Source organism: Brevibacillus brevis NBRC 100599 (genome assembly GCF_000010165.1).
Lineage (GTDB): Bacteria > Bacillota > Bacilli > Brevibacillales > Brevibacillaceae > Brevibacillus > Brevibacillus brevis_D.
On sequence record NC_012491.1, the window covers coordinates 3,971,346 to 3,993,660 of the forward strand.

At 45.4% G+C, this 22,315-nt stretch carries 21 protein-coding genes; 10 read left to right on the plus strand and 11 right to left on the minus strand.

Annotation, left to right across the window (positions count from 1 at the left end):
* The first annotated feature begins 336 nt into the window (after nucleotides 1–336).
* Nucleotides 337–3,258, plus strand: a complete 2,922-nt coding sequence (locus tag BBR47_RS18980; RefSeq protein WP_041749520.1) for a collagenase — start codon at nucleotides 337–339, stop codon at nucleotides 3,256–3,258.
* Nucleotides 3,259–3,333: 75 nt separating this feature from the next.
* Here BBR47_RS18980 and BBR47_RS18985 read toward each other — a convergent pair whose 3' ends face one another.
* The 4 genes from BBR47_RS18985 to BBR47_RS19000 all read right to left on the minus strand — a co-directional run bounded on the left by BBR47_RS18985 (nucleotide 3,334) and on the right by BBR47_RS19000 (nucleotide 5,811).
* Complete coding sequence (locus tag BBR47_RS18985) at nucleotides 3,334–4,125, minus strand: DUF4247 domain-containing protein (protein ID WP_015892051.1); 792 nt, start codon at nucleotides 4,123–4,125, stop codon at nucleotides 3,334–3,336.
* A gap of 17 nt (nucleotides 4,126–4,142) precedes the next feature.
* Nucleotides 4,143–4,649: a DUF4178 domain-containing protein gene (locus BBR47_RS18990; protein ID WP_015892052.1), complete on the minus strand. Its 507-nt coding sequence runs from the start codon at nucleotides 4,647–4,649 to the stop codon at nucleotides 4,143–4,145.
* Nucleotides 4,650–4,674: 25 nt separating this feature from the next.
* Nucleotides 4,675–5,079 carry a DUF350 domain-containing protein gene (locus BBR47_RS18995; protein WP_015892053.1) on the minus strand — a complete coding sequence of 135 codons (405 nt, stop codon included), beginning with the start codon at nucleotides 5,077–5,079 and terminating at the stop codon, nucleotides 4,675–4,677.
* Between the two features lie 66 nt (nucleotides 5,080–5,145).
* Nucleotides 5,146–5,811, minus strand: a complete 666-nt coding sequence (locus tag BBR47_RS19000) for a PspA/IM30 family protein (protein WP_015892054.1) — start codon at nucleotides 5,809–5,811, stop codon at nucleotides 5,146–5,148.
* Between the two features lie 412 nt (nucleotides 5,812–6,223).
* Here BBR47_RS19000 and BBR47_RS19005 point away from each other — a divergent pair, with 412 nt between their 5' ends.
* A complete protein-coding gene (locus BBR47_RS19005; protein ID WP_015892055.1) occupies nucleotides 6,224–7,015 on the plus strand; it encodes a nucleotidyltransferase domain-containing protein in 792 nt (263 codons plus the stop codon).
* A gap of 281 nt (nucleotides 7,016–7,296) precedes the next feature.
* On the opposite strand, the gene BBR47_RS19010 is transcribed toward BBR47_RS19005, so the two are convergent.
* The 3 genes from BBR47_RS19010 to ahlS form a co-directional block, all read right to left on the minus strand.
* The gene (locus BBR47_RS19010) at nucleotides 7,297–8,493 is read right to left on the minus strand and encodes an MFS transporter (RefSeq protein WP_015892056.1); all 1,197 of its coding nucleotides are present in this window, start codon (nucleotides 8,491–8,493) and stop codon (nucleotides 7,297–7,299) included.
* Nucleotides 8,494–8,504: 11 nt separating this feature from the next.
* A complete protein-coding gene (locus BBR47_RS19015; RefSeq protein WP_015892057.1) occupies nucleotides 8,505–9,395 on the minus strand; it encodes a GNAT family N-acetyltransferase in 891 nt (296 codons plus the stop codon).
* A gap of 621 nt (nucleotides 9,396–10,016) precedes the next feature.
* A complete protein-coding gene (gene ahlS / locus BBR47_RS19020) occupies nucleotides 10,017–10,865 on the minus strand; it encodes an AhlS family quorum-quenching N-acyl homoserine lactonase (protein WP_041749891.1) in 849 nt (282 codons plus the stop codon).
* A 196-nt stretch (nucleotides 10,866–11,061) separates the two neighbouring features.
* Between ahlS and BBR47_RS19025 the strand changes: the two genes are divergently transcribed.
* Entirely contained in the window at nucleotides 11,062–11,466 is a 405-nt protein-coding gene (locus BBR47_RS19025) for a winged helix-turn-helix transcriptional regulator (RefSeq protein WP_015892059.1), read from the plus strand.
* A gap of 381 nt (nucleotides 11,467–11,847) precedes the next feature.
* On the opposite strand, the gene BBR47_RS19030 is transcribed toward BBR47_RS19025, so the two are convergent.
* Nucleotides 11,848–14,106: a type IA DNA topoisomerase gene (locus BBR47_RS19030; protein ID WP_015892060.1), complete on the minus strand. Its 2,259-nt coding sequence runs from the start codon at nucleotides 14,104–14,106 to the stop codon at nucleotides 11,848–11,850.
* A gap of 81 nt (nucleotides 14,107–14,187) precedes the next feature.
* A complete protein-coding gene (locus BBR47_RS19035) occupies nucleotides 14,188–15,321 on the minus strand; it encodes a DUF2515 domain-containing protein (RefSeq protein ID WP_015892061.1) in 1,134 nt (377 codons plus the stop codon).
* Between BBR47_RS19035 and shc the strand changes: the two genes are divergently transcribed.
* On the plus strand, nucleotides 15,294–17,276 hold the full coding sequence (gene shc / locus BBR47_RS19040) for a squalene--hopene cyclase (RefSeq protein ID WP_015892062.1): 1,983 nt from the start codon (nucleotides 15,294–15,296) through the stop codon (nucleotides 17,274–17,276). The genes BBR47_RS19035 and shc overlap by 28 nt on opposite strands.
* 9 nt (nucleotides 17,277–17,285) lie before the next feature.
* On the opposite strand, the gene BBR47_RS19045 is transcribed toward shc, so the two are convergent.
* A complete protein-coding gene (locus tag BBR47_RS19045) occupies nucleotides 17,286–17,483 on the minus strand; it encodes a hypothetical protein (protein ID WP_015892063.1) in 198 nt (65 codons plus the stop codon).
* 145 nt (nucleotides 17,484–17,628) lie between these two features.
* Here BBR47_RS19045 and BBR47_RS19050 point away from each other — a divergent pair, with 145 nt between their 5' ends.
* From BBR47_RS19050 to BBR47_RS19075, 6 genes are read left to right on the plus strand one after another with little or no spacing between them, the layout of a single operon-like run.
* Complete coding sequence (locus tag BBR47_RS19050) at nucleotides 17,629–17,880, plus strand: spore germination protein (protein ID WP_015892064.1); 252 nt, start codon at nucleotides 17,629–17,631, stop codon at nucleotides 17,878–17,880.
* Nucleotides 17,877–18,131: a spore germination protein GerPB gene (locus tag BBR47_RS19055; RefSeq protein ID WP_015892065.1), complete on the plus strand. Its 255-nt coding sequence runs from the start codon at nucleotides 17,877–17,879 to the stop codon at nucleotides 18,129–18,131. Before BBR47_RS19050 ends, BBR47_RS19055 begins: the two co-directional genes overlap by 4 nt.
* A gap of 35 nt (nucleotides 18,132–18,166) precedes the next feature.
* Entirely contained in the window at nucleotides 18,167–18,781 is a 615-nt protein-coding gene (locus tag BBR47_RS19060) for a spore germination protein GerPC (protein ID WP_041749521.1), read from the plus strand.
* A 2-nt stretch (nucleotides 18,782–18,783) separates the two neighbouring features.
* A complete protein-coding gene (locus BBR47_RS19065; RefSeq protein ID WP_015892067.1) occupies nucleotides 18,784–18,969 on the plus strand; it encodes a hypothetical protein in 186 nt (61 codons plus the stop codon).
* Nucleotides 18,970–18,983: 14 nt separating this feature from the next.
* Nucleotides 18,984–19,376, plus strand: a complete 393-nt coding sequence (locus BBR47_RS19070; RefSeq protein ID WP_015892068.1) for a spore germination protein GerPE — start codon at nucleotides 18,984–18,986, stop codon at nucleotides 19,374–19,376.
* 3 nt (nucleotides 19,377–19,379) lie between these two features.
* On the plus strand, nucleotides 19,380–19,595 hold the full coding sequence (locus BBR47_RS19075; protein WP_015892069.1) for a spore germination protein: 216 nt from the start codon (nucleotides 19,380–19,382) through the stop codon (nucleotides 19,593–19,595).
* An 86-nt stretch (nucleotides 19,596–19,681) separates the two neighbouring features.
* Here the strand turns inward: BBR47_RS19075 and ppsA are convergent, their stop codons facing one another.
* Entirely contained in the window at nucleotides 19,682–22,288 is a 2,607-nt protein-coding gene (gene ppsA / locus BBR47_RS19080) for a phosphoenolpyruvate synthase (protein WP_015892070.1), read from the minus strand.
* Nucleotides 22,289–22,315: the final 27 nt, after the last annotated feature.

Sequence of the window (22,315 nt, forward strand, 5' to 3'; positions counted from 1 at the left end):
TTCTAGCACTCCCCTCCGCCAACTTCGCCTATCTGTGCTTTCCCAATGTCAATCATAGCCAATGCTACTAACAAAGACTGTCGAATGCTGAATGCACATCCCTTCTTCTTTTGTCGATCAACAATCATGTTTTCGTCACAGGCATACAAAAGTCGCTCTCCTTCCATTCTTACAAAGCGACTTCTCGAGACATTCTTTTCTTTTTACCAAATAGGAATAAAGTTCTATATTCCATCATCTTTTGTTTTATTTGTAAGTATTTTCATGTTGGATACCGATACTATAAAATATTCACTTATACTTCCAAAATGAATGAAAAAGGAGTCAACAAAAGCTATGAATCGTTCATGGATTAGCATGGTAACAGCAGGATCAATTGCCATTTCAACGGTAGCCGCAGGCTTGCCACTAGCAGCTCAAGCTAAAAGCACGCAGCAAACCCCATCCCAAGAGCCCATTGATTCGCAGATTGGTCATACACCCGTTCAGGAAAACATGTCGAAAGCACAGTTACGCCAAGCAGCCAAACAGGAGAAGTACAGCATCTCGCATCTCAAAACATTGGACAATTCAGAGCTTGTTGAATTGTTGAAGGAAATCAGTTGGACGCAAATCCCTGAGCTGTTTACTTACAACGACGACACTCAGGAATTTTATGAGGATCGGGAGCGGGTTCAGGCCATCATCGATGCGTTGCAAGAGAGTGGCAAGAACTTCACCAAGGATGACGAGCAGGGCATCCATACCTATGTAGAGGTTTTGCGTTCGGGGTATTACTTGGGGTACTACCATGATGAATTAAAGTATTTGATGGAGCCAAAGTATAAGCAAAAGATTATTCCAGCACTTCAAGCCATTACTGCCAATCAAAATTTCGCCTTCGGGACAAAGACTCAAAATGAAATTATTAGTTCAACGGGAAAGTTAATTAGCAACACGACTGTTGATTCTGAAACAATCGGTACTCTGTCAAAAGTAATGGAAGACTTTAACGACAATCGGGATAAATGGTCAGATGATCGCGTAGCAAGCGAGGCCTTTTACAGCGTCCTTCAAGGTATTGGCTATGTTCTGATTTGGGGAGTAGATGATTCAGGAAGAGATGAGCTGAAAGGTAACATCGACGCATTTCTCGACCCCATTTTTGACATGGCAGAAAATGGGGAGACTTCCGCTGATCACGTATGGTTGACGAACAATGCCCTGTATTACACAGGGAAATTAGGTAGCTACTACAGTGATCCAGACAAAGCCAATGACATATTGACGAATGCGATGAAAACGTATAAAAAGATGAGCGAGCCGTACTTCACTGCGGCGCAACAAATCGCAGAAGCATATGGCGAGGATGCCAATGGCAAAAAAATCGATCTCGAGGAAATGGTAAAAGAAGGCAAAAAGCATTATCTTCCGCAGCAATTCACCTTTGATGACGGAGCCGTTGTGTTCAAAACGGGAGATAAACTCACAGAAGAACAGGTTGAGCGCTTGTATTGGGCATCCAAGGAAGTGAAGGCACAATTTCATCGTGTCATCGGTAATGACAAAGAGCTAGAGAGCGGCAATCCGGATGATGTACTGACCATTGTCATCTACAATACGCCTGATGAATATAAAATAAATCGCTTCTTGTACGGATACGACACCGATAATGGTGGTATCTACATCGAGGGTACTGGCACTTTCTTCACCTACGATCGGACAAAAGAACAAAGCATCTACAGTCTGGAAGAGCTGTTCCGTCATGAATTCGTCCACTATTTGCAAGGCAGATATGAAGTGCCGGGCATGTGGGGACAAGGAAAGATATATGAAAACAGTCGCTTGCCTTGGTATGAAGAAGGCGGAGCTGAGTTTTTCGCAGGTTCTACCCGAACAGAAGGAATCAAGCCTCGCCAGTCAGTTGTAGGCAATATTCGAAATGCAGCGCCTTATCTCGATTACACTGCGGCCGATATGATGCATGCCAAATACGGAACCCTTGCATTCTATGACTACTCCTTCGCGCTTCAGTACCATCTATTCAAGAATGATTTTGCTCGTCTGGATAAAATCAATGATACGATCCGTTCCAATGATGTATCTGCTTATGATGACTTAATCGAAGAATTCAGCCGTGACCGCGCTCTTGAACGTGGCTATCAAGAGACATTAGAGGATTTGATCGACCAGTATGAAGAATTGGATGTTCCTCTCGTTTCAGATGATTACCTACAAAAAGCAGACGTGACGAACAAAGAAGAGGTTTATCGTCAAATCGCAAAGGTTGCTTCTCTGGTCGATGTGAAAACAGATGAGAAAGACTCTGGAGATTTCCGCAGCTTCACGTTGCGTGGGGTTTATACGGGTGGAGCTTCTCAAGGGGAATATCAAGATTGGCAAGAAATGAACCGCCTCACAGATGGATTCCTCAAGGAGTTATCGGATCTTTCCTGGAATGGCTATGACACGGTTACGAGCTACTTCACCAATTATCGTACGACAAAAGATGGACGCTTTGCCTATGATGTCGTGTTCCACGGGAAGCTGGCTCAAGAAGATGGCTCCGAAACGGAACAGCCAAACCCAAATCCTGAAGAGTCTTCCCTTTCATTAGGTAAGCCGATCACGGGTATCATTCATCCACAAAAACCGAGTCAGGAGTTCCGTCTCGATGTGAAATCAGCCCAACAGCTTCAAGTAGAGATGGAAACGAAGCAAGGAGATGGCGTGGCATGGCTTGTATTCCACGAAGCCGATAGAGAGAACTACATCTCCTATCCCACCAAGCGTGAAGGCAACAAGCTGATCGGATCATTCGATGCGAAACCAGGGACTTACTATGTGACTGCTTATACGTATCGTACAGAACAAGAGGACCAACCGTTTCGCTTATTGGTTACGGGGGAAGATCGCCCACAAGAGCAGCTCTATCAAGAAAACGAGAGCAATGATTCTACCGAGCAAGCAAATGGTCCATTAAAGATTGGCACGACTGTTTCAGGGGACATGAAAGGAAACGATTGGCAAGATATCTTTGCCTTCCAAGTAGATAAACCTGAAGAAATACGTATTTCTTTAAACCCTCAAGAGGGACAAGGTGTGACTTGGATGCTATTCCATGAAGGAAATCTGGATCAGCCTGTAACGTACCCGCAAGAGCGGGAGGGAAATCTGCAAAGTGCCCATTATCAAGTAAAGCCAGGCCGTTACTTCTTGTATGTGTACAAATATCAAAATGAAGATATTGTGTATACGGTAGAGACCAAGCAGCGTTAATCAGCAAAACAAAAGCACCCCCAAACGAGCTATCAAACTCGTTTGGGGGTGTTCGTTTCTCTCTTGTTTTTACAGTTATCGTCGTTTTGTAATCCGCCCAGAGCCCCCCACCTTCGTTCGTGGGGGCGATTTACTTTTCGGTGGGGAAAAGCTCGAACGTTTGGAAGAGAAAGAGTCACTCGAATTCGACGATTGACTGCTGGAAGAACGAATAATTTTGCCTGAACTACCGCTGGAAGATGAATCCGCCTTCTTCTTAAAAATGCTGCCGTCAGAACCTACCGTACCATCCGCGTTCTTCGCATTACCCCGTTTGAAAATACTGCCCGTACCCTCTTTGGTAATCGGCGGCGCTACTTTTTTGTCCTCGATTGTAGGCACGTGATACGTACCGGAAGGCTTGTATATGTCCTTGCTAGAGTAACCACGATAGCTGCCCTTTGTACTTTTCTTAAGTCCGTCGAACAAATCATCCAGTACGCTGGCTACAATATATCCCTGCAAAAACGAAGAATCGTAGTTTTGCCGGACGTACTCTTTGCTGTCGACCTCGATCAACGTATCTGTCGGCTTGGCAGCGTCTTGCTGCAAATGGTAGATCTCGTCCGGATAAATGAGGAACATATGCTGCGGATCTTCTTTGGAGATTTCATCTGGCGTATTCTGTTCCGCCAGATCCGAGGCTACTTCCGGTACAGTCTTGTCTTCCGCACGGTAGATGCGTGACGACTGTCCATTGTCCTTGGTGGAGACAGATTCAAGCGGATATGTCTCGCCAACCCCAGGGCTGCCACAACCCGCTAGCGTAAGGAGGAACAACGCCGGAATCAGTAGGAGCTTGATTGATTTCATCCATGGATTTGGCATGTACTTGTCCCTCCTCTCTATGTGCCGCGCAATACCTGCACGTCCGCTGGTAGAACACTTTCTCCCTCATAGAGCATGAAACGGCCATCCTGCCACTCGATCCGCAGCAATTGGCGTTGATCTGATTGGAATTGCCAGATGTACTGCTCCCCTGATGTGTGAAACGGCGCTTTTCCCACAGTCTGGACGGCGCCATTATATTGCTCCTCCAAATGGTAGGTGACATCATCCATCTCGATTGTGGTCGGTACCTCGTCTATTGAATCCAGTCGTCCATCAATAACGCTATATAGCTGATAGACGATCTTCTCCCGTTCTTCGATATACAGGTAGCGAATGGTCGTTCCATCCTGCAAGGTAAGCATCGTGGCTTTGCGACTCGCATTGCTCGCCTTCCCGATTACTTGATACGTAACGAGCGATACATCGACCACATCACCTGGTCCCACCGTCAGGATGCTCTTCTCCGGTGCAGGAGGCTCATGCTTGGCAAAAATGTTTTGGATTCGCTTCATCAAACTCATGCTGTACTCCCTTCCCTTTCACGTCTTACAGACATGCAGCCAAAATCAAGGCACCCACGAGATGGAATGAACCAGCCATCATGGCATGTGCTACCTTTCCTTCCTGCGTCCCTTTTTCCAGATCCAGTCCGGTTACTTGCTTTAACAGCCATTCCACGATTCTTTCCAAAAGGAATAAAATAATAAAGGAGACCACAGAAAAGAGCAGAGCTGTCCACAATGAGTTGGAGGTAATGATAGATTGCGATAAGATGTATCCTTGCGCAAACAGCTTCATAACAAAACGCGTCGTGACCGCAATGTTCCCATTTTTGATTTCCGTGATGTCCTTGTATTTCGTAAACAACGAATCGATCCACATCAAAACAAAAAGCAAAATGCCGCCGGCTCCTGTCCAAACCAGCATCCCTAGTATTTCTGTCCACGTCAAAGCGAATCACTCCACTTTCATCAAAGTGTATAAGGTCTGAAAAAAAGGGAAACCGCCTGAAGCGGTTTACCCCTCATATTTTTTCAACAGAGCAGCCAGTTCGTCCTCAACGGCTTGATCCTTATTCAACTTCGCAATTTCATCATCTAAAGAGCTCTGCTTTTTGTAAATCTCGCCGCTGGCTTCTGCTTCTGCTTCCATTTGCAGTGCTTTTTCTTCCATGCGTTTCAAGCCAGACATAGCCGAGTTCGTGTCGAAGCTACCCATCGCCTGATTAATCGTCTTTTGCGCTTTGGCTGCATTGACGCGGGCAACCAATGTCTCGCGCTTGTTTTTCAGTTCGGTAATCTGTTTTTTCATCTCAGCCAGCTTCTCACGCAATCCATCGGCTGCCAGCTTGTTTTTCTCGTAGCTGTCCTTGTATTCGTTCATTTTTTGCTCGGCAGCTTTCTTTTCTTCCAGAGCCCGTCGAGCCAGATCAATGTTCTGTGCTTGTGCTGCAATGTGAGCTTGCTCATCACGCTTTTTCACCAAGGCTTCCTGTTCTTCATACAGCACCTTGAATTTCTTTTCCAAAGCAATTTGAGCGGCAACCGCTTTCTCTGCTTCACTCAAGTCTTCTTGCATATCACGCAAATACTGGTCTGTCATTTTGATTGGATCTTCTGCTTTCTCAATCAAAGCGTACAAATTGGACATGGTCAAATCACGCAGTCTTTTAAAAATGGACATGGATTATTCCTCCTTAAGTACGTGCTAGGTAGTTCGGCCTGAATTTGCCGTCCCCGTTATACATGTATTTACGATGGTTACGCAAGTAAGTTTCAACAATTTATTTTTTTATTGGCTCACCTTTACTTTTCGTACAGCGCGACCTGTATTTCGTTTCAAAAACGCATCTACAATAATACCTATTCGAAAGTAAGTTCGCCCGATTCTACACTTTTCCAAATAAGTTTTGCTTGAAATTGTGTTCCAGCCTGATGCTCAAGCTTCATTCTACCCGTTTTGCCTTTTTCAATGTACCCGTCCGATAGTACGAGCTGTTGCTATATTGACCTATATACCCTTGACTACCACTAATTGTAAATGTTACTTTCTAGTAATACCCATTTTATGGGTCACTTTTTAAGGAGTGCTCGGCATGAAGTTACCTTTACATGATCGATTCATTGAGCAAGCGATTGAGTATGTAAGCCAAGATCAACGACTTATAGGTCTCCTCGCAGGCGGATCTATGATGTACGGAGAAATGGATGAGTTTAGTGATCTGGATTTAATAATCGTCTACAATTATGCTTTTCAAAATGAGATCATGGAACAACGCTTCCAAATTGCCGAAAGACTCGGTCATTTACTTTCTGCATTCACAGGCGAGCATGTCGGGGAACCGAGATTGCTTATTTGTTTATATGGCCCAGCCCCTCTTCATGTCGACCTTAAATTTGTACAACTGGAAGAGCTCGAATCCCGAGTCGAGAACCCACTGATTCTTTGGGAGAGTGGTTCTGATATTGCAACGATACTTAGTAAAACAAGTCCCTCTCTCCCTTTCCCTCAATCTCAGTGGATTGAAGATCGCTTCTGGGTATGGGTGCATTACTGCGCCACAAAATTAGGGAGAGGCGAATTATTCGAATTAATCGATACACTAACTTTTATGCGCAATGCAGTATTAGGGCCGTTGGTACTCATCCGCAACGGTCATTCCCCTCGAGGGGTTCGAAAGCTCGAGAAATACGCTCTCAAGGAACTGGAGGAACTAAAAGGAACGATTCCCATCCACAGCTTTGAAAGTTGCTACCACGCGCTAAAAAATACCATCAAGATGTACCAACGACTACGACAAGGATCTGAAATTGTACCTAGGAAGGAAGCAGAGCGCGTCTCAATCGCGTTTCTTGACGGTATATATTCAGGACAATCCCACTCGTAACTTGTTCAACGAACTGGTTCGAAATATGAATTAACCCCTCCCTAACATAGTGAAGCTAATAGTAATTAGCCTTGGGAGGGGTTATTTTTATGAAAATGACTGATCTCTGGCTTCCATTCACCTGTTCAACGACAGCACGGATTTGGAGAAATTTATTGAACTACTCCCGGATCGTCCATCTCAGATGTAGAAGAAAATGGCTATCCATGCTAGGTCAGTTTTTTACCAGCCGCGGCATCGGATAGCCATTTTTTGTGGGGCTCTTCAAAGGCATGCTTAGATCATAGCGTAGCCGTATCCTTTTCTTTGCGTAAGAAAACCAAAGGTAGAACGATTAGAACGACAGAGATCAGTGTACATAGAATAGGGTAGCCAACATCTTCTGCGAGCTTTCCGAAAAAAGGAACCAGAACCGCCAAGATGATCGTCTTGATCATGGATGAATAAGAAAGTAGCGTACTGCGTGAATTCCCCGAGATTCGCTGATTCGTCATATTGATTAAGACAGGCTCGATGATGGAGTAAAAGAAGCTGATGAGAATCATACAGATGATCCCGGATAGTTCAGGCAACAACGGAAGCATGAAAATACTCAAAGCCATCATGACGGTGAACAAGATAACCGTTGCTGTCCCTCCCAATCGTTTCTCCATGTGATAGGAGACGACGGAACCAAGAATACTTGTGCTTTGTATGAAAATAAATACAATGCCAAGCCATTCGATAGTCATTCCTTTCTCATGTAGGAAAGGTGAAACAAATAAAAACGTAAAGCAAAAAGCGGGAACAGCCAGAATAGCAGAATAGAGCAGTACATTGCGCAAGCTCTTTCTCTTCCATACCTTTCTTGAGGTACTGAAAATGAAGTGGATGAGAGGTTCGTGCTCTTTGTTTGTTCCCACCCCCGATTGTTTCGGTTCTTTGATGAAAGAGGCAACACACCCGGCAACAAAGGAGAGAATCCCACAAATAATAAACGGTAAACCAAGCGAGTAGGTAGCTAACCACCCGCCAATGATTCCGGCAAATGCAGTGGCAATACGCATCATTGCCAATTGATAGCTCACCGCTTTGGAAAATAGATTTTCTTTACCTTTCTCGTGTAGATAATCGTAGAGGAGTGCCTGGTCAGCTCCAGAAATAAAGCTCCCTCCCACGCTCCATACGATTTGCAGCAAGCAAAGAATCGGGAACCAGCCTGTGTATGCGTAGAGGATCATGGCAGGAGCCATTAATAAGGCTCCCATCACAAGAGAACGGGTGCGACCGAAACGATCTGCAACGATTCCAGCCGGTATCTCAGCCAAAGCGGCAGCTACCCAACCAAATCCCTCTACTATTCCGATTGTGGCCAGACTTAGGCCTCGTACCTGCTGTAAATACAGCACATAGATGGGAAGCCACAAATGAAATTTCGTAAAAAAGGAATAGATGAAAATCATAAGCATATTGGAATCTAGCAAAGCATGATTTTTCATTCAGTCATGCCTCACCCGACATAATAGTCGTAGACTGAGACGACTTCAAATCCTGTAGATTGATAGAGTGACAAGGCGTTTTGATTATCGACAGCCACTTCTAGGCTAATTCCTCCTATGTGTTCTCTTTGATTCAAGATTTCCACTGTCTGAGAGAGGATTTTTCTACCCAGCCCTTTTCCTTGGAGCCCTTTTTTTACGCAAAATCCTGAGATGAAAAACTCGTTATCCTCTTCGCTTACGGTAATCATCCCGACTGGTTCAGACTCGTACTGAGCCAGATACGTTTGAAAGGATGGCTCTGACAAATTGCGTGTAACTAGCGCAGTCATGAGCTCAGCTGTATCCTCAAAACCGCTTACGCCAATCTCTACCAGTGTCTGAAAATCATTCGTGGTGGCTGGGAAAAGCTGTAGACGGTTATCCGATTCCACAGCAGTTACGTGCGCTGTAGCGGAGTAATCCAGCTTGTATTCAGAGAATTGATAAGTGGTCGCTACGCCTTCTGCAAAAGAACTGGCTTCCTTGGACTTGCGATTGCTGACGAGTAAAATTTGCGTTACCTCACGCTTTTCACATTCAGCTTTTGCTTGTTCATACAGAGCGCGGAAGATTCCTTTGCGTCGATAGTCTGGATGAACCATTCCGCTGATCTCCACTTCTTTCGGACTGACGATCGCATACATACCGAGGAATCCAACCAGTTGCCCATCTTGGACGTACAGAAAATCATTCGTTTGTTCAGGTTGGCGGTTTTGGAGCATCGATACGTTCAGGTTGACGGATAAATCAAATTCATCGTATGCCTCGCATATTTTTGCCAAATGGACAATCTGTTTCAACCACTCTTCCGAAAGCCCTTTTGCTATTACAAGTCCTGCACCGTTGTTAATTGTACTCATCGTCTCAACCTCCCATTAGTATGTGAATAGAAAAAAGCCGTGGAGCTTTCAATCCCCACGGCAGTAGATAGCAAAAAAAACGTGGGGATATTCGATCCCCACGGCGGCAAACATAAACAAACTTGGCTACACCAAGCCTTTGACGCGTACATGGTTGCCATACAAAAAAACACGGGTAATCCCCGTGTTTTAGGCACAGCTAGGAGAACCTGCTAGATAAACTAGGAGGATTTCACGTACGCCAGATGGGGAAATGGAATATGATTGCATACTGAAATAGAACTCATGTATGTCATTGTCATGTTCCCCACCTCCATTATTGTTGCAAAATCAATAACTACCTTCAACTATACGTGAAGTACCGAAGTCTGACAATTGTTTTTTTCAACGTGTAAGAAAGTTTAAGTCCTTCACCATGTTAAGGCAATCTTGCTTGAACTTTTTGGATCGCACAAACCTTCTGCTAAAACGCGGTCGTTCCTCGTTGAAAAGTCCTCGATAAAGTTTTTTACCCTTGCTTTCAAGATCCCTAGTTCCCGCATTCTTCGCCGTTAGCCATTGATCTGCCCACAGACCTGATCAATTGTGTTTCTATTTGATGCAGGTTTGGATAAGCCCTACTTATTCATAGTATCCTTCCGTTGATTTGCGGAATTGTTTGAATTGATTCGCATCATGCCCGAACCACACTTGGGAATTCGTTCGGACAGCGAGCGTGCGGATTTTCTCAACCGTGTTCCGATAGCCGATCGAATCGTATATGATGCCTGGCAGCTTGACGGGTGGACCGTAACTCTCTGCCGTATAGATGGCATCGGAAGCGAGGATGATCCCGCCAGTTTCCGGCATTTCAATGTGCAAGCCTAACATGCCCCAAGCATGGCCGCTGCCAAAGTTCATAATCTTGATTCCTTCAGCCAGCTCCAGGTTATCTTCATGGCGTTTGACGGTCCGCCACTGTAAGTGGTTTTTGATCCAAGCATCGATGTCCGCCCAAACGTAGGCTCCTTCTTTTTCGTTGCGGGCATAGCTTTGCAACGTGCCGTTCAGCTCATCTTCATGGACAATAATTGTAGCGTTCGTGAACATCTCCAAGCACCCGGCATGGTCCAAATGCAAATGAGACGCAACGACGTACTTGATTTCCTCAGGTCTTACATGGATCTGCTCCAGCCGGTTATGCAGGTAACATTCCTCGCTCGCCACCCAAGGGGACGCCAGCTGAGTTGATGCGGCCCAGCGTCCTTCGATGCCCATCGAGTTCGGGTTGCAGGCTGTATCGAACAAAATTTTTCCTTCTGGATGATCGATCAATACCGTATAAATCGGAAATTCCACGAACTGTGTAGCTGCGTTCGGATTTTTGATCGTAGCAGGATTATGCATGGCGATTATCCAGTTTTTATCCATGCTCATTCGACCGTTATCCATCACATACAGCTTAGGGCGAGCTTTACTAATATTCGGCACGTTCATTTCCTCCCATGTAAGTAACGTTTTTGTCTGATTGCTACTGATGTTCAACTTTGTCGGCTTATAATGCATTGTTGCCATGCATCGCCGCTCCTCCGTTGGTGTAGACATATAATAATTCACGTACTAAACTTATGTAAGTAGGCACTTTAAGGTGGCCTGGGAACTTTGAAGTGCATAGGAGGGAAATCATTTGACATCTTCGGCTAAAGGAAAACAATCTGATATCTCATTGGCGGTGTGCGGATACAGCAGAGTTCTTGAAATTATTTCCAATAAGTGGACAGCGCTCGTCATTTATGCATTGGAAAACGGAAGCATTCGATACGGAGAAATGGAAAGAAGAATCGAGGGCATTTCAAAAAAAATGCTCACGCAAACGGTACGAAAACTGGAATGGAATGGGCTGGTCCAACGGCATATTACACCAACTGTGCCCCCAACAGTTGAATATACGCTCACTCCTTTAGGGGAAAGCTTGCTTCAGCCGATGAGAGAGCTAAGACAGTGGGGAAGGGAAAATTACTGGCATGTCGAGGCGGCAAGAGCCAATTATGATCTAACTTACTGTAAGGAGTCTCAGTCCTTGACAAATTGAAAATTAGGGTCTGTAAAATAAATTGTGAAACCTGGAAGTGATTGATCGGTAGAACACTAATCAGTCTACAACTTATTTTTCTGAGGTAATTGTTATGTAAGGGTGAAAACCGCGTCATTTCAACAAACTCAATCTAGAACTTTATTTTTCCTGAACAATTTCAGTTATTGAACTAACGGGTTCGTTAGTTTTAAAAAAAAGCGGCCAGCCTAAGACTTATTTTCAGGTCTTAGGTTGCCGCTGTATTATATATTGTGGTCAGTATATAACTTATTTTTCTAAGGCTAGAGATTTTTTATCCAAGAATTGCGTAGGATCAACAACTCCAGTCTAGAACATTATTTTGAATGAACAAATTGGTGATTTACGTGTCACAAAAAATTACTGTTCGAAAGTAAGCTCGCCCGATTCTACACTTTTCAAAATAAGTTTAGCTTGAAATGGTGTTCCATCCTGACGCTCAAGCTTCATTTTACCCGTTTTGCCTTTTTCAATGAGTGCTTTAATCTGCGTATCCGTCAGCATACGCCCGTAATTCTCTTTCCATATAACGAATTTACAGCCCACGTTGTAATTCGAACATCCGTAACCTTTGCGTCCCATGAAAATGGAGCCTCCGCAACCCGGTCGTGGACATTTGGTGATGATACTCGAAGTTGTAGTAGCGGTCTTTGCTGCGCTTCGAGTTGAAGCCCTTGTTGTGGCAGTACTGCCACCTGATTTACCTGTACTGCGCCCACCAGCTCGTCCTCTTGTTTTCGAAGATCCTTTTTGCGTGGTACTCTCACTCTCAAACAAGGTTTTTTCAGCACGAGATTGTACGCGAACCTTTTCTACGATCATCGTAGCGAATTTCTTCACATTCTCCATAAATTGCCCGTCGGCGGCGGTTCCTCGGGAGATCTCATTTAAGCGACGCTCCCAATGCCCCGTCATTTCAGGAGAGGTTAAAAGTTCGATACCTGCTCCCCTAATCAATTCGATAACGGTACGGCCTTTTAGCGTAAGTTGAACCTTTTTCCCCTGCATCTCAACGTATCCGACCTTTTTCAGCCGTTCGATGGTAGCGGCACGAGTTGCCGGAGTTCCCAGTCCAGATTCCTTCATCGCATCACGCAATTCCTCGTCCTCGATTTGCTTGCCTGCGCTTTCCATGGCCTTTAGAAGCGTTCCTTCCGTAAAATGCTTGGGCGGCTGTGTTTCTTTTTCCTTTACCATCGCATCCGAGCATACTACGCTGGCATCGGATTGAATGATAAAAGGCTCGTTCACTTCAATCTCTTCTTTATCCTCTTCTTCTTTGGCCGTACCTTTTCCATTCTTGGGCTTTTCCTTCTGCTGGTCGGCATAAATAATCTTCCAACCGAGACTTTTCTGTTCTTTCACCGACGTTCTGAAAAACTCATTTTCCACATCGGTTATGACCGTATGCATCTTATATTCTGCTGGCGGATAAAACTGCGACAGAAAACGGCGAACGATCAAATCATATAACTTCTGCTCATCTGGCGTAAGCCCTGAAGCCTTACGATTGGTCGGCAGGATTGCATGGTGGTCGTCTACCTTTGCCGGATTACATATAAATTTGTTGCCTTTATGAACCAAACTACGGTTTGCACCCTTTACCAGAGCGTCATATCCAGTGCCTTGCAAGGACGACAGGGTGTTGTGCATTTCAGGAATATTTTGCTCTGTCACATAGTTGGAATTCGTTCTCGGATAAGAAATCACCTTGTGTTTTTCATACAGCGCCTGTGCTATATCCAAGGTTTTCTTGGCGGAAAAACCGTACTTGCCATTGGCCTCACGTTGCAGCAATGTCAGGTCATACAGCTTGAATGGATACTCCTTGGTATCCTTTACTTCGTAGGAGGCGATCCGCCCTTGTTTTCCTTTCACTTTACGAGCCAACATTTCTGCTTTAGCCGGATCGGTTAAGCGATCACCTTGCCAAAGACCCTTGTACATCCTCTCCCCCTGCGAAAAATGCCCTTCGACTTGAAAAAACGTAACCGATGAGAAAGCCTCAATCTGCTTCTGTCGATCATAAATGAGCGCAAGGACAGGGGTCTGTACTCGTCCGACAGAAAGAAGCACGTTATGTTTGGTCGTAAATGCACGTGAGCCATTCATCCCGATTAGCCAATCGGCTTCACTTCGTGCTTTTGCTGCCCTCGTTAAGTTTTCATAGGCAGCGGCATCCTTCATCTCTGCGAATCCTTTCCTGATCGTTTCAGGGGTCAAGTCCGAGATCCACAGTCTTTTAACGGGTTGCGTCAATTTTAGATGTCGCTGAATGAGGGAAAAGATGTGTTGACCTTCCCGCCCGGCATCGCATGCATTAACCAGCAGATTGCTTCGTTTGGCCAACTGCCCGATTATTTTTAGCTGGTCGATTGTTTTCCGATTGGGTACTAGCTTAAACGGCTCGGGAATGATAGGAAGATCATTGATATTCCACTTTTTATATTTTTGGTCGTACGCCTCCGGTTCTGCCAGTTCAATTAAATGCCCGATTGCCCACGTAATCATGTATTTTTCACCTTCTAAATAGGTGCGGTGATTTTTCGCTTTAGGATCTATTGCGGCGGCAATATTTCGTCCCATATCAGGTTTCTCCGCAATAATTAATATCTTCAAATGGTTATCGCTCCTTCTAAAACTCTCAAGCCTGTCGAGATTCAGTCTATCGTTCTGGATTCCTCTCTATTTTACTACAAGTTAGCCAAGTAATCTCGTCCTGGCTGCGACAGCCCACTCGATTTTTGCCAACGCCTGGCAATACACCTCATTCATCTCTGCTGCAAATGCTGTCTCCTCCATTCGTGTCAGCACATGCCATACATCGCCCTTGTTTTTGTACCAATCTAACGCCTTTGGCGGCTCATGGTGGATAGGTCTCCAAACTTGACGCAGCGTTGGGGAAAACAGCCGCTTTGCCCCTTGGCGCAACTGACAGTTCATTAGTTTTACCTGATAAGACTTGCCAGGAACTGTATCATTCACATCGTGAAAAAGATGCGGCCAATAATCTTTTCGCGAACCTGTGTGTGGCTGTTCCATTGCCCAAGCGTACGCTGCCTCCTGCCTATTCGCCCCCCCGAACAGCAGACTGTACAGCCTTTTTCCCAAACGGATTCTCTCTGGTAAGGAGGCAAAATGAAACACTCGCTCCCCCACGAGCTGCAAGAAGCTTCCCTGCTCATCGACCACTTTCCGCTGGGGAAACAAGATCAAATTCAGTTGCAAAAGCTCCTGGAGGGCAAACGGGATGGTGCGGACAACTGAATTTTGATAGCTTGAGTCTTTCATAAGCTGCTCTTCCAAATAGTTTTGTTCATTGATGATCAAAGCAATGGCGAGCAGCTCTTTATCTGTGGTCTTCCAAAAATGATTCCAGATCGCCTGCATGAACGTAGAGACGCCCAGATGGGGCAGTAAATAAAAAAGGTTGGTCTGTCGCCTGACACTCTCTTCATACAGTAACAATTGAGGGTACGCATCGTGAAAAATCAGCCAGTTCCCCCGCTCCAAAAACGAAAAATAATCCTGCTGCTCTTTTGTTCGAAGCAAGCGAGGCAATAATTCTCCCCGCAAATCAGTCATACTCCATCCCGCATTGCGCGATACGAGATGTGCCAATAGCGCCCAGTGAACCTGTGGATGCTTTTGATAAAACGACAAATAGGCGCGCGTTCTGTCTATGTTGTCACGGTTGTGGGCGTGTGTCTCCTGTTTGATCTGCTCTACCGTTTTTTGATCTTGTGCTGGCAATGGTGCTGTCGCCGTACGGACTTTCCCCAGATTCATGGCAAGCGGCAGACGTGATGCGTATTGGTACCACGACAAACCCATCGATGCCCTTCCCCCTCTCTTCCTCAGGCGCCGTATTTTATCGGGAGGTGAATGAGTTGCGTGAAGTCCAGCAAGAAATCAACCGTATTCAAGCCTTTTTGTTACAGCGCCAACAAGAGGATGGCACATGGCGCTTTTGTCTGGAAAGCTCACCGATGACAGACTCTCACATGATCATCCTATTGCGCACGCTGGGTATTCATGATGAGCGTTTGATGGAGAAGCTCACGGCTCACATCACGGCTCTCCAACACGATAATGGAGCATGGAAGCTGTATCCCGACGAGCAGGAAGGCCATCTGTCTACGACGATTGATTCGTATTACGCTCTGCTGTTATCAGGCAAATATACGAAGAACGAACCGAGAATGGCTCTGGCTCGCTCGTTTATTTTGGAAAAGGGTGGGCTGACACAAGCAAACATGCTGACCAAATTTGCTACAGCCTTGACAGGCCAATACCAGTGGCCCTCGCATTTTCTCGTTCCCGTCGAGATTGCTCTCTTGCCCCCGAGCTTCCCTGTCAGCTTTTACGATTTTGTCGGGTACGCACGTGTCCATCTTGCCCCCATGATGATTGTGGCTGATCGCAACTATGTAAAAAAGCCTGACAATGCACCAGACTTGTCCGATCTATACGCAGATACACCGATCTCTCGCGGTCTATATCCGCATCGATTCCTAGAGAATTTTCTCAAAGAGGGACAATCGTTTCTCGCCACCATCCACGATTCCTTGCAGCAGCTCCCCTTTTTACCCGGACAACTACACAAGCTCGCTCTACGTCGCCTGGAACAATACATCCTGGCGCGAATCGAGCCGGACGGTACGCTGTACAATTATTCGACCTCTACCTTTTTCATGATATTTGCGCTACTTGCACGGGGGTTTTCTCCGAAAGACCCACTGATCCAAAAAGCGATGCAAGGGCTTACCGGTAGTGTCTATGATTATGAAAACGGTGCACACTTGCAGCTAGCTACTTCAGCCGTCTGGGACACGGCGCTCTTGACTTTTTCGCTGCAAAAAAGCGGACTTTCTCCCACGCATCCCGCGATTCAAAAAGCAAACCGCTACCTTCTCCGAAAACAGCAGCATACGTACGGTGACTGGAAAATTCGCAATCCAAATGGAAAGCCTGGCGGTTGGGGATTTTCTGATTACAACACCATGAACCCCGATATTGATGATACGACAGCTGCTCTGCGCTCTCTACGCCTGCTGGCCCGTACGGATGTGACAGCAGCAACCGCATGGAAACGGGGGCTCGAATGGCTATTATCCATGCAAAACGACGATGGAGGCTGGCCTGCTTTTGAACGAAATACAGATGCTGATTTCATTCGCCACTTGCCTATCGAAGGAGCTGATACCGTCAGTACAGATCCGTCCTCTGCCGATTTGACAGGGAGGACCTTAGAATTCCTCGGAAACTATGCCGGACGAACATTGACTGACCTGCACGTAGAAAAAGGAGTCCGCTGGCTTCTCAAGCATCAAGAGTCAGACGGCTCCTGGTATGGACGTTGGGGAATTGCTTATCTATACGGTACTTGGGCTGCCATTACCGGGCTGATGGCGGTTGGCTTCTCCCCTACTGAACCCGCCATCCAAAAAGCGGTGGCGTGGCTGGTTGCCAACCAAAATCCCGACGGCGGCTGGGGGGAATCTTGCCAAAGTGACCTAAAGAAAACGTACGTCCCCCTCGGAGCAAGCACTCCCTCGCAGACAGCATGGGCAATCGATGCACTGATAGCCGTGTCATCCAAGCCGACGGCAGAGCTGCAACGAGGAATTCGCTATTTGCTCACTCACAATCAAGCAAATGACTGGACGACACGCTACCCGACTGGCGGGGGACGCCCTGGCGGCACTTACTTTGCTTATCACAGCTATCGCTGGATTTGGCCGTTGCTGGCTCTCAGCCACTATCAGGTCAAATACGCGAACACGTAAAAACCACCGCTATCCTCTTCGCAAACCAAGGTCTAACGGCCGAATAGGAACCTGGGGTGAATAAATCACGGCGTGTAGCGGCGTATCAAAAATAGTGTAGCAGGACAGGACATCGGTGTCCCCAATCAGCACAATTGACGACTGAGAAACCCCACCAAAACTGAAATCACCGACGTCTATTTTTTTATTCGTCACCTTCATATTCATGGAACTTTTTCTCCTTTTCCTAAAACTCGCCTATGCATACAGCGTATGCTGCTCGCACTGGTTCGGTCGCAAAAACAGGTATGAACACCCAATGGCCTACAACATACAATACAGAGAGGATCTCTCCCAAAAGGATGTGCCGAACATGCCAGCATTCGTTGGAGTCATCAATGTAAACAACGTGAGCGGCGTTTTCAATGTCGGAGACGTCCGTAAAATCGCACCTACCAGCTACACAAAAACCTTCGCGGGTGGAGGATCATTTAATTCCGGTACGAATTTGTCCTTCAAAATTCCACGTAGCGTCGTCTACGTCAATGATCAATCGGATAATGACATTCCTCTTTTTGTAGAAGAAACGAATGATTACCGGGCAAAGGGACGAGATTTCGCATGAACTTTTTTGTCACGCAGCATATCGTAATCAACTCACTTAAGATCGATGGCATTACCAACTCCTCTGTGTGCCAGATCGGAAGTGCAGGTATTATTAAGCCATTATCCAAGCTTTACAATACAGGGGGATTTACAGAACCAGCACCACCAGCAGGACCTCTTCCACAAGCTGTTTCGGAGGAGTTCGTTCCACTTGTCCCGTTGGTAGAGCCTTCACGCATTACCCCGCGTATGTCCCTACGGCGTCGCTAAATACGCTTTATGCTGGCTGAAGAAGGATGGTCGTCATGTACATGGAACACGAAATGATGCAATATATTCAACAGTTACATGACTATATACAATCGCAAAACAAAAAGATCGAACATATGAGACAGATGCTTGAACAACTGCAACAAGATGTCAATGACCTCAAGGAAAGGCAGATCCCTTCCGTCATTAAAAATGAATACAAATTCGACTTGCTCAAGGTTGAACGTCTCGAAGGGACTCTCAATATCGGATTAAATCCAAAAGGAAATGATTCTGGGATCGGTGATTTCTCCATCAATCAGTCAATGGACATCCCTGATCCTCCCCAAACCAGCGCTCCTCTTTTTGACCGTGTACAAAATGAGATTTATCAATATTTGGAGGGCGATGCCTACCTCGTTTTAGAAAAAATTGAAACGGAGTGCAATTACCCACTTGACCAAAATTATCGAGCGTTTATTTTAGATGATATTAAAAAGCAGATTGATCAACGCATCAAGCATTACCTAAACGATCTTCCTACTGATGAGCTGGAACCGGAGCAGCACGACATTTTCGTGCAAACGATCGTTCAAAAAGTGAAACGCGATATTGATAAAACATGCGAAACGTTTGTAAAAAATTTGCCGCGTGAGGTGAACGAACCTTGATCATGTATCAGGTGATTAACGAAGCCATTTGCGTGAAGCGAGTCACCATTGAAGCTCTCTCCTCTGCCGCCTCTTTATTTATCGGAGACACCCAGACGGTGAACCTCCGATCGATTTATGAAACGCCGCCTGAAAAAATGATTGTAGGTGCCACTATTCCCGTTGATACGGCAATTCCTGCTCCGTAAGGACGTTGGTCACCATGTGCCGAAGAACCAGTCATATCCACAAGGTAGATGTCCTCTCAGTAGATGCCTCATCGGTTCTGCAAGTAGGTGATTCCCAGTGCCTTGATGCTGTTTCCAATATTTTGGCGGTCCAGCGTGAAAAGGCCATCTTTTACGAAAACGAATTTATGTTCGAGGATTACTCTGCCTTCTCCATTCCTTTAGTCGCACCCAGCCCGACTGAACCGATTTGCATCGATACGTTCCATGACTGTCCTTACATTTTTGTTCGAAATGTGCGGGTCCCTTTCTTAGCTGCTGCCTCTGTTGTCCACATCGGTTCAAACGAGTCTATTTCATTAGAAACACGTGTGGTAAACATTCGCCACCTGTTCCGTGAAGAACCACATTCTGGGGGGAGGAGATAGCCTTTGCCTTCTGTCATTGGAGCTGTCAATATCAATAACAATTCAGGTACCGTTAACTTCGGAGATACCCTCAACATATCGCCAAAAACAGCCGCCAAGACATTCTCCGGTTCAGGAGGCGGCAACACAGGTAACGTCGTAAATACGCTCAATGGCGTCAACGCAACCAATACTGTGGACTCCAATCTCGTCGATCAGCCATTGTTTGGGAACATCTAATCCTTGCAGTGTTAATGTTTTTTCATTGACACTGTTTTTATTTTGGCTAAAAAACGAAACAAAAAAGGAGGCACGAGGCCCCCTGACTACAATATTTCAATATACCCTTCTGTTCCATGCACGCGAATTCGTTGTCCGTCTTTTATCAGTGTTGTAGCCTTTTCCACGCCGACAACGGCTGGTAAGCCATATTCACGCGCGATAACTGCTCCATGTGTCATTAGTCCACCGACTTCGGTGACTAGACCTTTTATCGATACAAACAAAGGAGTCCAGCCAGGATCAGTAAAGGCGGTGACTAATATATCGCCATCTTCTAAATCAGCATCTTCCATATTTAAGATGACGCGTGCTCGCCCCTCTATGACTCCGGTTGAAACAGGTATACCTACAAGCGCATTAGCTGGCAGATTTTCTCGCTTGTACTGACCAACAATAATTTCACCATCAGACGTGATTACACGTGGGGGAGTCAGTTTTTCAAAAAACTTGTACTCGTCTTTTCGTTTGTTGATGATCTGATCATCCAATTTGTCTGTGCGTACGACCTCATGAAGTTCTTCAAAAGTGAGATAGTATATATCGTCTTTTTCATGAATGACCTTTGTTTGTACGAGTTGTTCAGCTTCTTTCAGTAAAGCCTGCTTATAAACGAAGTAGCGATTCATCATGCTGTACTTTGGATATTCTCGATAGCCGATGAAATTCCGGATGAGGTCGATCATTTGTTTGGTTTTTTTTGCTTTTTGTTCACCATCCGGTAATTGCATGAGTCGCGCTAATAGCTCTTGTTCTTTTTCCAAAGCTTCCTGTTGTCCTTGCTCGAATTTCCGCTTGCCAGCATTCGGTTCAAAGTTTTTGATGTTACCTAGAATCATGGGGACAAGCATGATTGGTTTTTCACTCCAACGGGTTTTCGTTATATCGATTTCTCCGGAACATCGCATCCCGTATCTCGTAAGATACGCATAGATTGCGTCTTGCGTCTCCTGTCCACCTTCAAACTGAACCATTTCATTTAAAAAGTTATCATCTTTTACATGCTGTAAAAAATCAATGACTTCTGGATAAGGACGAACGATATCCGCAACATCCATGAGCGCCAGACCCATTTCCGAAGTAATATTGTTTGCCACAGATTGAGTAAGCGTGTCTGCTACGTTTTTTTCCCCCAACCACATGTTCATGTTTTCATTGATCCATTTTGAAGCATTCATAGCAGCCGTAATCACACCAATGTTTTGTGGATCAAATATAATCTTCTTTAATTGCTGGATGTCTTCTCGAATAAAATCAAATAAATCCGACCCTGATTTCGTTTGGATGTTATACTTTACCTCTTCAATCGATTTTTGACTGCGCTTAATCAAATCAGAAACAATGGTCGGATCGTTTTCGAATTGTTCTTGAAAACCCCAAAACGACATGCCTTTATTGCTTTTATCGGGATTCTGTTCTATTTTGAACGATTGTATAAAATCGCCTCGCTCTATGACGGTCAAGAGTGCGTCTTTGATAAGCGGATCGGATTGTCCCAGGGTATCTAGTATGGTTTGTCTGCTGTCAGGTGAAGCCAACATTTTTGTAACATCAACAAACAACCTTCCCCCCGCTTTACTCATGGGTGCAGAAGTCGTTAACAGGAAAAGAGACAGTCCTAATGGTTTCATAGGGTCGGTCATCATTTGTTGATGGCCAACAGATACATAGACGTGATTTTCTTGATCATTCGCTTCAGGGATCGGGTATAAAGTCGTGATCGGCCGACTCTGGACAATATAAAAGGTGTCATCACCCAAACACCATTCGATATCTTGCGGGGACCCAAAATAAGCTTCGATCTGTCTTCCAATGCGTGCCAGTTGTAAAATTTGTTCATCGGCTAGTGTTTGCGTCTTTTGCTGATCAGGATCGATCTGCTGTGTCTCTGTTCCGCCTTCTTTTCGTCCATAGATAGCCAATTTTTTGGTTGCTATCCGCTTATCAACGATTTCTGCTTCCTGCACTTTATAACAATCAGCAGATACCAGGCCAGAGACCAGTGCCTCTCCAAGTCCAAAACTGGCATCGATGGATAGCAACTTCCGGTTGGATGTAATGGGATCAGCGGTAAATAAAATCCCCGAAGCCTGTGGAAAAACCATCTTTTGAACGATAACCGATAAATAAACGTGACTGTGGTCAAATCCATTTTGCATACGGTAGATGACTGCGCGATCCGTAAAGAGAGAAGCCCAGCATTTGCTGATGTGCCGCAAGATTGCTTCTTTGCCAATGATATTTAAATAAGTGTCTTGTTGACCGGCAAAAGAGGCATGTGGTAAATCTTCAGCTGTCGCACTAGAACGCACTGCATAAGCATGCTCCTCTCCAAATTGGGAGAGATAGTGAGTAACGGCTTTCACAACATCGGAAGGAATCTCTGCTTCCATAATACTCTCTCGAATCTTCCTGCTGATTTCTCCAACTTGTTCTCGGTCTTGTACTTTTAACGTGGTTAGTTGATCCAACAATGCATGATACATGTCGTTTGATTCGACCATCTTTTGATATCCCACTGTTGTCACGCAAAATCCCTCTGGTACTTGTATTCCTTGAATTTTTGATAATTCCCCTAAATGTAACCCTTTTCCGCCAACGAGCAAAAGCTGCGTCTTTTTCATTTCCTGAAAACCGAGAACCAAAGAACTCATTCAATATCTCCCCTAACCATTCAAATG

What these genes read in the sequence shown, in the direction of transcription:
- BBR47_RS18980 (WP_041749520.1), top strand. Translation starts at nt 337, where the DNA reads ATGAATCGTTCATGGATTAGCATGGTAACAGCAGGATCAATTGCCATT.
- BBR47_RS18985 (WP_015892051.1), bottom strand. Translation starts at nt 4,125, where the DNA reads ATGCCAAATCCATGGATGAAATCAATCAAGCTCCTACTGATTCCGGCG.
- BBR47_RS18990 (WP_015892052.1), bottom strand. Translation starts at nt 4,649, where the DNA reads ATGAGTTTGATGAAGCGAATCCAAAACATTTTTGCCAAGCATGAGCCT.
- BBR47_RS19000 (WP_015892054.1), bottom strand. Translation starts at nt 5,811, where the DNA reads ATGTCCATTTTTAAAAGACTGCGTGATTTGACCATGTCCAATTTGTAC.
- BBR47_RS19005 (WP_015892055.1), top strand. Translation starts at nt 6,224, where the DNA reads ATGAAGTTACCTTTACATGATCGATTCATTGAGCAAGCGATTGAGTAT.
- BBR47_RS19010 (WP_015892056.1), bottom strand. Translation starts at nt 8,493, where the DNA reads ATGAAAAATCATGCTTTGCTAGATTCCAATATGCTTATGATTTTCATC.
- BBR47_RS19015 (WP_015892057.1), bottom strand. Translation starts at nt 9,395, where the DNA reads ATGAGTACAATTAACAACGGTGCAGGACTTGTAATAGCAAAAGGGCTT.
- shc (WP_015892062.1), top strand. Translation starts at nt 15,294, where the DNA reads ATGCGTATTGGTACCACGACAAACCCATCGATGCCCTTCCCCCTCTCT.
- BBR47_RS19035 (WP_015892061.1), bottom strand. Translation starts at nt 15,321, where the DNA reads ATGGGTTTGTCGTGGTACCAATACGCATCACGTCTGCCGCTTGCCATG.
- BBR47_RS19045 (WP_015892063.1), bottom strand. Translation starts at nt 17,483, where the DNA reads ATGAATATGAAGGTGACGAATAAAAAAATAGACGTCGGTGATTTCAGT.
- BBR47_RS19050 (WP_015892064.1), top strand. Translation starts at nt 17,629, where the DNA reads ATGCCAGCATTCGTTGGAGTCATCAATGTAAACAACGTGAGCGGCGTT.
- BBR47_RS19055 (WP_015892065.1), top strand. Translation starts at nt 17,877, where the DNA reads ATGAACTTTTTTGTCACGCAGCATATCGTAATCAACTCACTTAAGATC.
- BBR47_RS19060 (WP_041749521.1), top strand. Translation starts at nt 18,167, where the DNA reads ATGTACATGGAACACGAAATGATGCAATATATTCAACAGTTACATGAC.
- BBR47_RS19065 (WP_015892067.1), top strand. Translation starts at nt 18,784, where the DNA reads ATGTATCAGGTGATTAACGAAGCCATTTGCGTGAAGCGAGTCACCATT.
- BBR47_RS19070 (WP_015892068.1), top strand. Translation starts at nt 18,984, where the DNA reads ATGTGCCGAAGAACCAGTCATATCCACAAGGTAGATGTCCTCTCAGTA.
- ppsA (WP_015892070.1), bottom strand. Translation starts at nt 22,288, where the DNA reads ATGAGTTCTTTGGTTCTCGGTTTTCAGGAAATGAAAAAGACGCAGCTT.